Here is an 11,740-nt window from a genome sequence, read left to right on the forward strand (position 1 = left end):
TGTTACTATTTTATAAAAATACCTTCCCGGAAGGCGCTGATGTATTCCATACAATATTCGTCTTCACCCCTCATCGCTTCGGTAGCAAACAGCATCCCCATCATATCCTTGTTCAGCGGATCGAGGATAAAGCTGTCCATCCCGGCACTCATGGCTAGTACGGCAAAGGCCTGATTTGCAATCCGTCGAGCTGGCAGGTTGAAGGAAATATTGCTGACGGCACCGGTCACATGAATGGTTGGATATTGTTTTTTAATTTCCCGGATCACTTCGGTCACCATGGCGATGCCATCTTCAGAGGTACAAAGCATTTCAATCAAGGGATCAATATGCATGCGGGAGGGGTCGATCTTGTATTCTTTGCATTTTGCCATCAGATCGGTGAAAACGTCCAGACGATCTTTGGCGGTTTTCGGGATGCCCTTGTCACTATTTAATAAGGCCACGCATTCCCATTTGGTCTCGGCCAGTACTTTGAAAGCCACATCAACCTTACCGCCTTCCAGTGATACCGAGTTAAACAGTCCCGGTTTGTGGCAGTATTTCATCGATTCAATACAGGTATAAACATTGGGGCTGTCCACCGCAATCGGTACGTCGGTGGCATCCTGAACAATGTCGATCAACCATTTCATCGTTTCCAGTTCGATGTCATCATCCACTGAGGCACAGACGTCAATGAAATTCGCCCCGGCTTCGGCCTGCTTAATGGCCAGGTTCCGGATAAATTCGGCATCCTTTGCCGCAATGGCCTTCCCGGTTGAGGGAATGGCACCATTAATCTTTTCGCCAATAATAATCATTTTCTTTCTCCTCTTACAAATCTGTTTATTTCTGTAAAGCGTCAAATAATGATAAGATACGGCATTCCAGGCTTTGTGCATTCGTATTGAATACAATTGCAACAATACTTATCTGAACGGTTGATCCTACCATTTCTTTGACTGTTATATCGACCCCAGTGGTTGAGATCATGGTTGCCGGGGAATCGCATTCAACCAAAGCCTTGACATGACCGATAATCCCGCTCATTTCCTGTATCCACCTGGCCAGGATTTCAATTTCATCTGCCAAATTTTGTTTTATGGTTTCCAAATCTCCAATAATATCCCGCTTCCCGGAGCATACCAATGCATCATCATGCATGTGAGATTCAATCCCATGATGATGGTGACCAGCGTGATGGTGATGGTTACAGGATTCAGCGTGGTCATGCTTTGTTATCATATAAATCCTCCGCTTGATTGACTATTTTTTTCAATATGTCTTCTTGAATTACCGCTTTTGCGGATATTGGAATGACTTCCGCGGTTTGATTATAGTTTAATATGCTGTGCTCAACTTGTTTAAGTTCGGCACTGCTGATCAGATCCACTTTATTCAGTAATACGATCGAAGTGTCCTCCAGCTGTCCGGTTACCAACAATTCCATGGCGTTAACCAATCGTTGCCAGCGTTTGGCATCAGCGATGATCAGGATTGTGGCGTCAATACCCACCTCATCTAAAATTACTTTTCTGATACTGCCTGGATAAGCAACCCCAGTGGCTTCAATGATCAGCCATTGGGGATCAAGTTCGGTCTGGATTTTTTTAATACTGGCAACCAGTTCTCCGGTGAGAGAGCAGCAGGCACATCCACTAAAGAGATTGTTAACAATAAATCCGGCCTTCTTTAGAACTTTATCATCAATTCCGATGGCACCAATTTCATTTTCCACAATCGCAACTTTTACTTCAGAATGATACTCTTTTTCAAGACTGACGAGATATTCTGCCAGTTGCAGCAAGACGCTGGTTTTACCGGAGCCTAAAAAGCCCCCGAGAATTAATATCTTCACAATGGTTTCCTTTTCTGGTACTGCTATTTTGTTGCCAGTTGATGACTATAACGAACCGCTTCCTGAATAATAGGCATCATTTGCGCACCCATTTCGGCGGGATCTAAACTATTAACCAACACATGTCCGAAAAAGATAAAGCCTGGTTGTTGGCCATATTCATCAAAGCAGCGGTGCACTTCGGCGATTCGGGTTTCCAGGGTCGCATCGGCAGCGCCGGGGGCACCGTTGGTGTCAAAGCCACCCATCAAGACAATTTTATCGCCATATTTTTTCTGCATCCCGACAATATCATTGGTCGGCTGAACGGAAGTCCAGACAGCAGCTCCGGTTTCGATGATATCTTCAATCAGGGGTTCGCAGTAACCGCAGGTGTGCTGTACCGGGATCATCCCCAATTCTCTGACGGCGTCGTTAAGCCGTTTGTGATGGGGTTTAATCAGTTCACGATAGCTACTTGGTGACATAAACAGACCGCGTTCAGTGGCAATGTCATCGTAATTGGTAAATAGATCCGGATTGTAATATTGTTTTACTTTTTTGGCAAACTCAATCTTGTAATCGGTAATGGCGGTCATTAATTCATTACAGGCTTCTGGTTCTTCGGCCAGTGCCATCAGGGCTTCCTCAAAACCCATCAAGGCCGCTAGTCGCTCAAACACACCATTGCCACAACCAAATTCAATGGCTTGCACATTTCGGTCAACGGGCATCATGCTTAGTTCCGCATCCACCATATCCTGCCAGTCGACGGCTTCCAGATCAGGAAATTTGACGATGTTTTTCCAGTCGATGATGGTATCGGCATCCATAATATGTTCGTTGGGGGCTGGGATCGGGGCGCCACCGCCAGAAGCTGGGGTAATCCAACGAATACCAAAGCCATCATAGCCACCGCCCAGCGGTCCTTTTTCAATCCAGGGTCCTGGCAGGGCGCCAAATCCCAGCACGCCACAGTCGGCAAGGTGTACCGGGGTCCATTCAGTTTCTTGGTGATTGATTGCATTTAAATAGTTTTCTTTCGGTGTAAGTGCCATATCAATAGTCCTCCTAAAATTTTTGCTAATATTGATATTTAAATCTTACGATAAATTTACGAAACTGTAAATTATACAAGCTGATTGACTTTTCTTGTTATAACCTATACACTGTGTATAATGAGGTGAACAGCGATGAATCTGTCTTTAACGCTATTGAAAGAAAAACTGGCTGCTCTTGTAAAAGATGACAACATTGGTGTAAGTGGATCTTTATTGCATTTACCCCATCCGGTTTTTTATGCCGGTGGAGCCTGTTTAGCTTCCCACATATTATATATAACCATGGCCGAAAAACTGCCGTCTGACCTGACCTTTATGCCGGGTTCGGCCTTAATCTCCATTGGTGATCCCCCTCCCAGCTATTATAATGATGCGCTGGATCTGCTGGTAATTACCGATGCTACCGACATCTTTGAACTAAGCAATGCCATTCATGAAATTTACGATATTTATGTTACCTGGGATTTAAAGCTGCAGCGCTGTATTCGCGAGAAAAACTCCCTACAGTATCTGGCGGATATATCCGAACCAATTTTTGGAAACGGCATGTTTATCATGAATGGCGACTTTTATATGATTGCCCATTCAGCGATGCATGCACTCTATGACTCTCCGAATTTACATCTTGACGCATCAGGACGGATCCCCATCGAGCAGGTCAATTTATTTAAAAACGATGCGGTCTACAAAAAAATAAAGAACGAAAAAAATGTTTTTATCTATCCTTCCGAGGTATTGCCTTTTCGGACCCTTTGTAAAAACATTTTTCTCAATGATACCTTTCTTTTTCGGATCATTGTGCCCGAAACCGTCAAACCCTTCAACGACAGCGATTCCCAAATTTTAGATTATTTATCGCGTCAGTTGGTTCAGGATCCTGACTATCTTGTCACCTTTCATCGCACTAAGAATAGTCAATTGGCGACCCTGCTTCAAAATATTATGATTGGAAATGCTTATAACCAGACGGCTTTTGAAAAGGAATTGAAACAAATGGGTTGGTCGCAAACCAATCGTTATTGCGTCGTCCATATCAAGCCCAGCAGTCAGGATATTTATCACACCACTGCAACCTATTTCTGCAATGTGATCATGCAGGATTTTAGGCAGACCTTTGCCTTTTCACACAACCAGAGTATCCTGGTCATCATTAACCTGGATCACCTTGACGGGTCCCGGGACGAGTATTTCAAGAAATTTAATCGGCTAGTCAAAGAAGGTAATTTTAGAGTGGGCTACAGCAATTACGCGGTTGGCTTGAGCCAACTGAAAGAGTATTTTCTCGAGGCCGAAATCGCCTTGGAAATCGGCACCCGCAACGATCCCACGAAAGCGATCCATAAATTCTGTGACGCGGTACTCCCCTATATGCTCGATCAGATCACCACCGAATTACCGGGCCAATTGCTGATTTCGCCGATTTTAATGCGGCTTCAGGATTATGATCAAAAAAACCATACCGACTATGTTAAAACCCTGCGGATTTTTCTAGGAAACAATCTTAATGCGGTTCAGACTGCCAAAGACTTGTTTATTCACCGGGCCACCATTGTTTACCGGTTGGAACGGATCAAAGAAATCGGTCAAACTGACTTAAAAAATAAAAATGATCTGCTGCACCTGGATCTTTCATTTGAACTGATCCAGCTGGCTGCAAACTGAAAAAAGGGTGGTCACTAACCATAAATTGATTAGTGACCACCCTTTTTTATGCTAGATCAAATTTAAATATGCTCTTCTGCTATCGACCACGGCATAAAGTATCACCAGCCGCTTATCTTCATTTACCTTGTAAAAAAGGATGTGCTTTTCAACAATTAAAACCCGATATCCCTGCTTTTTCAAAATGCGATAGCGGGGACTGGTTCCGCTCAGCGGGAAATCTTCCAGAATCTTCACTGCTTTTTCAATTTTTTTAAGATAATCAAGCGCCGCATCAATTGCGTCGGCATCATCGGCGATGTAATTGATGATTTCATAAAGCTGATCGTTGAATTTGTCCGTTCTGCTAATCGCGTACTTCATGATCACTTTTTCCTGGCGAGCAGCGATTGGCGGATCCCTTCAAAGGTCTCTTCAACCGGGGCAACCCGCTGCTGCAAAACATCCTCGTCTGCTTCGGCAAGAGTTCTCAGTAATTCAAGCTCCGACTCCATCTGATGGTAGGTCTGTAAATCGAGTACGGCTGTATCGCCCCGACCGTTGACCGTAATAAAAACCGGCTGTCTCGTTTCATGACAAATCTTAGCAATTTCATTGTAATGATTTCTTAAATCGGCTGATGGTCTGATAATTCCCATAATTAAACCTCCCGTATATAATAGTCAAATTATATCATAATTAGACTATTTAATCAATGGTATTGGTTGCCTGAACCCGTTACACGGCATACTTCCCAATCCGATTCTTAACCAGATCCGCCACTGCTTCCGTCGCTTCAAACAAGTCGTTGGCGTAGGCATCGGCTTTGATCCGGCCGGCATATTCAGCCGTCACCGGGGCGCCGCCGATGATCACCTTGACCTGGGCGCGCAGCCCCTGTTCCACCAGGGCCTCGATCATATTGTCCAGCTCCGGCAGGGTGGTGGTCAGCAACGAGGATAAGGCCAGCACATCGGGTTTATGCATCCGGACGGCTGCAATAAAGGTTTCCGTCGGCACATCAATACCCAGATCAATGACCGTGTAACCGCTGCCCTGAAGCATCATGATGACCAGGTTTTTGCCGATATCGTGGAGATCCCCGGCCACCGTGCCAATCGCCACTATCCCTTTGGAGGTGCCGGTTGAACGGGACAGCATCGGTTCCATCACATACATCGCTGCGTGGGCGGCCCGGGAGGCCATCAGCACATCGGTGACATAGATCTCGCCGTCAAACATTTTCTGACCGAGATCCTTAAAAGCCGGGTTGATCGCAGTCTGGATAATCTTATCAGTGCGGATGCCATAATTCAGGGCTTCCTTGGTTTTATTCATGGCGATCTGGGTTTCCCCGTTTTCGATGGCCTGCTGTAATTCGATTAATACTTTTTCCATATTCGGCACCTTATCGTTTGTGAATTTTCCGGAATTGGGTCGGGGTGATCCCTTCAAATTTACGGAACACCTTGGTGAAATAGCCGGCATCCCCATAGCCGACCTTTTCGGCAATGGCTTGAATCTGATAATGCGGATTAAGCAGCAGTTTCTTGGATTTTTCAATCCGAACCTTTAACACATAATCCATGATCGGCATGCCCAGCTGCTCTTTGAAAATCCGGCCGGCATAACCGGGGCTGAGACAGGCGGCATCGGCGATGGCCTCCACCGTCAGGTTGTCCGGGTAGTGATTTTCGATATAGTTAGTCATCAGGGCGATATTGGGGTTTTCTGGTTTGACTGCCGCCGCCTCAAGCTGTTCCAGATAGGCATCCACGGCTTTGGACGTGATGACCGAGATGTTTTCTTGCGAAGTGGTCTGATAGATTAGGCCGATGGCATGATCGTTGATTTGCAGAAACGGCGCCATCGCCGGCCCGATCCGATTGACAGCCCGGGACAGCACCACCAGCAGCTCGGTCATTTTGGCTCGCATCGGCGCCAGATTCTGATGGGCTTCATAACGCAGCCCGGAGATCAGCCCCTCCAGATAGGCTTTCGCTTTTTTGCGGTTTTGCTGCAGCTGGATGATGATTTCATCCTCATCAATCAGTGACCGACTTTCGCTTTTGTCCGCTTGTTCTTCCCGGCTTTTGTGGTTTTCAATTTCGGCATGATAGAGGGTCCGCTGACGGGCAAACTCCCGGGACTGTTCAAAATTTTCCCAGCCGGCTTTCATAATATAGTTGGCCACTACATACAACAGGTAGGCTGAGGCCTGGACCTGATTGCCGGTAACAATGGCCAGCTCCCCCACCGCTTCAAATAATTCCTCAAAATCATCGGTGATCGCCTGGTTCATCTTCCTGAGTTCAATCCAGAAAAATTCCTCCGGCTCCCACATCAGCACCTGGCCGCAGATAATCGTGCCGACATGCTCGCTATTTAAGACAATCGGCGCCGCCCACTCAATCAGACCTGAGGGACAGCGGAAAATATAGGGCTCGCCAAACAGCGCCGCCTGCTTGCCGGCCCGTTTATAAGCCGCCTGACAGCGGTTCTTGCCGCCTTCCAGACTATAGATAATGCGACAGAATTTACAGCATTTCTTAATCCCCTTGCGCGGAAAGATTGAGACCCCTTCGCCATCGACAATATTGGCCATCAGGCCAGTAGTGGTGGTAAAGGCGTCAAGAATTTCCTGGAGGGTTTTGATGTCGACCAGGTCGCTGAGGCGTTTTTGATTGGGCTTCCGGGGTTCGGATTGATTCATTGCTTCACCTGTTTAGTTTAATCTGTGATTTTTTATCAGTATAGCATGATTTTTCTAAAAACAATATTAAAATAAAAGCGTTGTTTTTTGTAAAAATGAAAACAACACAGCGGGTTGGAAGCGCCGTGTTGTTAAAGGTTTAAGTCCGGTAATTGCTGCCTGTTTTATTTAAAGTTTTTCAACTCCATGCCAGGCTTCAAGCATCGGGCCTATCCGTGAATCACCAACAAATAGTGAGTTTCCATTTTCATTCAGCAAAGTTGGAAAGAGTATGAAATTGCCGTATTTTCCATACTGTTTGGCGCAGCGGATAGCCTCGTCAATGACAGCTTCGGTTGAAGCGCCAATATAGCTGGCTGGTCCTGATGAATCCCAGCCGCCTTCGATAATCAGGCGACCTTTGTATTTTTCCTGGATTCCTTCCAGATCATTACTGATCTGGGCCGAACTCCAGATTTTTGCCCCCATTTCCACGTAATCTTCAATAATCTTTTCGCATTTTCCGCAGGTGTGCTGGCAAAATATTACACCTCTGGACGTCACTGCCTCAATAATCCGTTGATGAGCCGGTTTGATGACTTCACGATAGACTTTTGGTGACATAAATAGTCCGTTGGCAGTCGCTAAATCATCTAGATAAGTAATGACCTCCGGCTGATAAGCATCAATAAAACGATTCATGCAGGCAATTTTATAGTCGGCAAAAGCTTCGAAAAATTCCCGACAAGAATCTGGATCTTCAACCAGTGAACAAAGCGTATTTTCAAAGCCCATAAAAGCGGCCAGCCGTTCAAATAATCCGGTTGGACTGTAAACATTGATAATCACCTCGTCCCGGTTCACACCCTCCAGTTCCATTTTGGCTGCTTGTTCAATGCCCAAAGTATTCACATCTGGAAAACTGACATATTCTTTCCAGTCGGCGATATCATCAAATAAAAATTTATTTGGCTCAGGCATTTCGCCTTCTTTTGTCAAAATCCAATTGACACCAAAAACGTCTATGCCTCCCATTGTTGGCTGATCAGCACAATCAGCTCCGCCAACACAGATTTTATATAATTCCATGATATTTGGAATAAACTCCGGTTTCTTCCCCTCGATCATCGCAAAAAAATTCTCTCTCTGATTCATCTTGTATCCTCCCCTTATTCTTGTTCTATATTTTTGTTCTTAGCAATTAGCTCTTACTTAACCAGTTCTTTAGCCTTAACCGCCGCCGATCCGGCATCACCCGCATAGCCATCAGCCCCAATTTCCGCCGCAAACTCCGGCGTTACCGGGGCGCCGCCGACAATCACCTTGCAGCCGCTCAGGCCACTGGCTTTAATGGTGGCAACCGCTTCTTTTAAAGCGGGCATGGTGGTGGTCAAAAGTCCCGAGCAGGCGATTAAGGTCACATTGTCATTTTCTCTGGCCGCTGCCACAAATTTTTCAGCCGGTACATCCACCCCCAGATCCACCATCGTAAAGCCGGCGCTTTCAATCATCATCGAAACCAGATTTTTGCCGATATCATGAAGATCCCCAGCGACCGTTCCGATCACGCAGGTTCCCAATGAAGCGGCGTTATCACCGGCCATCAAGGGCCGTAACACATCCACCCCTTTGGACATCGCTTTGGCCGCGATCAGCATTTCCGGAACGAAAATTTCGCCGGCCGAGAACTTATCCCCCACCACGCTCATTGAATCCACCATGGCCTGGAGAATTTCCGCCGGCTGGCCACCAGCATCCAACGCTTCCTGGACCGCTGCCCCGATCTTCTTGGACTTCCCTGCTTCCACCAATTCTTTGACTTCTGTAATTTTTGACATGTTTTCTTCCTCCTATTATAGTCGATTTTATATAAATGTGTGATTAACACGTTAACCCTAAACTGTTATTTTTTTACCGCACCGTGAATTCCCTGGCGGTAAGCCCGGATATATTCGACGCAATATTCGTCGTCACCCATCAAGGCCTCGGTGGCAAAGATGATCCCCATTAAATCCCGGTCAGTGGGATCAAGGATAGCACTGTCCAGCCCGGCCATCATCGCCATGACAGTAAAGCCCATATTAACCGTTTTGCGGGCCGGCAAATTAAACGAAATGTTGCTGATTGCCCCGGTAACGTGGATGGTCGGGTATTGATTCTTGATTTCCCGGATCACATCCGTCACCACCGCGATTCCCTCTTCCGAGGTACAGAGCATTTCCACCAGTGGGTCGATATGTAGTCGCGATGGCGCAATCCCGTATGCTTTGGCTTTGGCCATAATATCGGCAAAGACCTCCAACCGGTCGGTGGCAGTTTTGGGGATGCCCTTGTCGCTGTTAAGCAGTGCCACACATTCCCAGCCGGTCTCCGCAATGGCCGCAAAGCCGACATCGACCTTATTGCCTTCCATCGAAACCGAGTTAAAGAGCCCCGGTTTGTTGCAGTACTTCATGGCCGCAATGCAGGTCTGTTCGTTGGGGCTATCCACCGCAATCGGCGTCTCGGTGACTTCCTGGACGATGTCAATCAGCCACTTCATGGTCTCCAACTCGACGTTATTCTCCACTGAGGCGCAGACATCGATATAATCCACCCCGGCCGCCGTCTGAATCCGGGCCAAATGCCTGATATACTCGGCATTCCGGGCCGCAATGGCTTTCGCCGTGGCGGGAATGGCGCCGTTGATTTTTTCTCCGATGATGATCATGTTTTGTTCTCCTATCTATTTATCTTACGATCACTCTTTTTCAAGCGTTTTGTAATATCTGCATTATATCCGAATGAAAACGATGAAGATATGGACGAAATCACATCATTTTATGAAAATTCCCGCTTATTTTCCGGGACATCATCCCGCCATTTTGTCAAATAGTAAAATCCCGACATTGTTTCAGGGGAATATAGGATTATTCCTATATTCCCGGCAATAAAAAAGTGCCTACGGCACGTCAACACCCCTGCCCCTCAATCTTGAGGGTTTTTGGGGTTTTCTTTATCTTTCATTTGGTGTAAAATTCAAACATGAGTATTTTACAGCATATTTTTTCTGATTATTATGACCTGATTCGTACCTTAACACTGCGACTTGTTGTTGTTGAAAATATTGATAAAATGGTTCATTGCGGAGATTTTTCCCGCGGCTTTGCTTTATACGGCTGCAGTCATTGCGGCAAGTTAAAATTTGTACCGTTCCGCTGCAAAAGCCGTTTCTGCCCCACCTGCGGCAATCTCTATTCCCGGAAACGCTCCACCGCCATGTCCTTTAAACTGCTCAACTGCCGTCATCGCCACTGTGTTTTTACGATTCCTGAACAATTACGCATTTTCTTTTTGAAGGATCGCTCGCTGCTCTCTGATCTTTTCCATTCCGTCAGGGATGTCATTCTGCGCCTTTTTTCAAAAATGAACCGCTCTGAAAACTTCACCCCCGGTTTCATCGCTGTCCTTCACACCTTTGGCCGTGATCTCAAGTGGAATCCTCACATCCATGTCCTTGTTTCAGAAGGGGCTGCCGGCAACAGGACTCCCTGGCGCAAAGTCAGTCATTTCAATTTCAACTTCCTCCGCTTTGCCTTCCGGACGGCTCTGCTTGATCATCTGGCCGCCCGTCTCGGTCCTTCTTTTAATCCCATGAAATCCCTGATTTATAAACTCTGCCCCAAGGGGTTTTATGTTTATGCCAAACCCAATGTCTGCAATCCCCATCAGGTTGCCAACTATATTGGACGCTATCTGGGACGACCGGTCATTGCCACTTCCCGGATTGACTCCTATGATGGCCAATCCGTCACCTTTCATTACAACCGCCACGAAGACGGCGTTCTTGTTCATGAAACCCTTTCCGCCATGGACTTTATCAAGCGGCTTATCCGCCATATTCCTGACAAACATTTTAAAATGATCCGCTATTATGGCCTTTATGCCAAACACCACCCCCAGATGCCTTACTTCCGCTATGCGATTCATCCCGGAAAACGTAAGATCCTCCGTTCCTTCAATCGCTGGCGTGATTCCATCGCACTTTCTTTTGGCCTTGACCCGCTTCTTTGTTCCTGCGGTCATACCATGAATATTCTCGAAATCTATCACCACCATACAGCGCTTTTCCATCACTATCTGAAGTATCTCGATTCTTCCTGACTCACCCTTTTTATGCTATAATGGGATATCTTTTTTACCTGGAGGTTTCCCATGACATCACCCGCCGATGTAAAAGCGCTGCGAAACATTTATATCCAAAATCCCCCTGAAGGCATTTCGCCGGATGAAATCCGCCAGATGTCTGTCGATGATCTGCTCGATATGGATTATTTTCTTCATGAAGATGATGATCTTTTTAATGACGCTTTCTTTGAGGATGATCTCTTTTTCTGATCTTTTTTCATTCGTTTGAAGGCTTTCTTTGTTATACCCTTTTTTCCTTTTGGCCGTTTATTTTATTTTTTCTTGTTTTGCGTAATTTCCTATTAAATCGGGTAGGAGGCTGACCATTAATTGATCAGCCGACCTCCCACACCACCGTAC

14 protein-coding genes are annotated in these 11,740 nt (G+C 46.2%); 3 read left to right on the forward strand and 11 right to left on the reverse strand.

Going from position 1 to position 11,740, the window contains the following annotated elements; translation table 11 throughout:
- Window positions 1–5: 5 nt before the first annotated feature.
- Genes ABGU93_RS15850 through ABGU93_RS15865 form a run of 4 tightly spaced genes read right to left on the reverse strand, consistent with a single transcriptional unit; the run spans window position 6 to window position 2,877 of the window.
- Entirely contained in the window at window positions 6–803 is a 798-nt protein-coding gene (locus ABGU93_RS15850) for a methyltetrahydrofolate cobalamin methyltransferase (RefSeq protein ID WP_347414366.1), read from the reverse strand.
- A 25-nt stretch (window positions 804–828) separates the two neighbouring features.
- On the reverse strand, window positions 829–1,227 hold the full coding sequence (locus ABGU93_RS15855) for a hypothetical protein (protein ID WP_347414367.1): 399 nt from the start codon (window positions 1,225–1,227) through the stop codon (window positions 829–831).
- Window positions 1,211–1,840, reverse strand: a complete 630-nt coding sequence (locus ABGU93_RS15860) for a GTP-binding protein (protein ID WP_347414368.1) — start codon at window positions 1,838–1,840, stop codon at window positions 1,211–1,213. Before ABGU93_RS15860 ends, ABGU93_RS15855 begins: the two co-directional genes overlap by 17 nt.
- 23 nt (window positions 1,841–1,863) lie before the next feature.
- Window positions 1,864–2,877 carry a uroporphyrinogen decarboxylase family protein gene (locus tag ABGU93_RS15865; RefSeq protein WP_347414369.1) on the reverse strand — a complete coding sequence of 338 codons (1,014 nt, stop codon included), beginning with the start codon at window positions 2,875–2,877 and terminating at the stop codon, window positions 1,864–1,866.
- A 135-nt stretch (window positions 2,878–3,012) separates the two neighbouring features.
- Between ABGU93_RS15865 and ABGU93_RS15870 the strand changes: the two genes are divergently transcribed.
- Window positions 3,013–4,542, forward strand: a complete 1,530-nt coding sequence (locus ABGU93_RS15870; RefSeq protein ID WP_347414370.1) for a helix-turn-helix domain-containing protein — start codon at window positions 3,013–3,015, stop codon at window positions 4,540–4,542.
- Between the two features lie 51 nt (window positions 4,543–4,593).
- Here the strand turns inward: ABGU93_RS15870 and ABGU93_RS15875 are convergent, their stop codons facing one another.
- From ABGU93_RS15875 to ABGU93_RS15905, 7 genes are all read right to left on the reverse strand, one after another.
- Window positions 4,594–4,905 carry a type II toxin-antitoxin system RelE/ParE family toxin gene (locus tag ABGU93_RS15875; protein WP_347414371.1) on the reverse strand — a complete coding sequence of 104 codons (312 nt, stop codon included), beginning with the start codon at window positions 4,903–4,905 and terminating at the stop codon, window positions 4,594–4,596.
- A 2-nt stretch (window positions 4,906–4,907) separates the two neighbouring features.
- Window positions 4,908–5,180 carry a type II toxin-antitoxin system prevent-host-death family antitoxin gene (locus ABGU93_RS15880; RefSeq protein ID WP_347414372.1) on the reverse strand — a complete coding sequence of 91 codons (273 nt, stop codon included), beginning with the start codon at window positions 5,178–5,180 and terminating at the stop codon, window positions 4,908–4,910.
- A 79-nt stretch (window positions 5,181–5,259) separates the two neighbouring features.
- Window positions 5,260–5,919 (reverse strand): cobalamin-dependent protein, encoded by a 660-nt coding sequence (locus ABGU93_RS15885; RefSeq protein WP_347414373.1) that lies wholly within the window; start codon window positions 5,917–5,919, stop codon window positions 5,260–5,262.
- Window positions 5,920–5,929: 10 nt separating this feature from the next.
- Entirely contained in the window at window positions 5,930–7,234 is a 1,305-nt protein-coding gene (locus ABGU93_RS15890) for a PocR ligand-binding domain-containing protein (protein WP_347414374.1), read from the reverse strand.
- A gap of 168 nt (window positions 7,235–7,402) precedes the next feature.
- Entirely contained in the window at window positions 7,403–8,368 is a 966-nt protein-coding gene (locus ABGU93_RS15895; protein WP_347414375.1) for a uroporphyrinogen decarboxylase family protein, read from the reverse strand.
- A gap of 53 nt (window positions 8,369–8,421) precedes the next feature.
- Window positions 8,422–9,051 (reverse strand): corrinoid protein, encoded by a 630-nt coding sequence (locus ABGU93_RS15900; RefSeq protein WP_347414376.1) that lies wholly within the window; start codon window positions 9,049–9,051, stop codon window positions 8,422–8,424.
- A 65-nt stretch (window positions 9,052–9,116) separates the two neighbouring features.
- Window positions 9,117–9,923, reverse strand: coding sequence for a methyltetrahydrofolate cobalamin methyltransferase (locus ABGU93_RS15905; protein ID WP_347414377.1), 807 nt, complete (start codon window positions 9,921–9,923; stop codon window positions 9,117–9,119).
- A gap of 314 nt (window positions 9,924–10,237) precedes the next feature.
- Here ABGU93_RS15905 and ABGU93_RS15910 point away from each other — a divergent pair, with 314 nt between their 5' ends.
- Together ABGU93_RS15910 and ABGU93_RS15915 are read left to right on the forward strand one after the other, a co-directional pair.
- Window positions 10,238–11,356 carry a transposase gene (locus ABGU93_RS15910; RefSeq protein WP_347414378.1) on the forward strand — a complete coding sequence of 373 codons (1,119 nt, stop codon included), beginning with the start codon at window positions 10,238–10,240 and terminating at the stop codon, window positions 11,354–11,356.
- Between the two features lie 51 nt (window positions 11,357–11,407).
- Window positions 11,408–11,590 (forward strand): hypothetical protein, encoded by a 183-nt coding sequence (locus ABGU93_RS15915; RefSeq protein ID WP_347414379.1) that lies wholly within the window; start codon window positions 11,408–11,410, stop codon window positions 11,588–11,590.
- Window positions 11,591–11,740 lie beyond the last annotated feature (150 nt).

The organism is Acetobacterium sp. (assembly GCF_039830195.1).
Taxonomy (GTDB): domain Bacteria; phylum Bacillota; class Clostridia; order Eubacteriales; family Eubacteriaceae; genus Acetobacterium.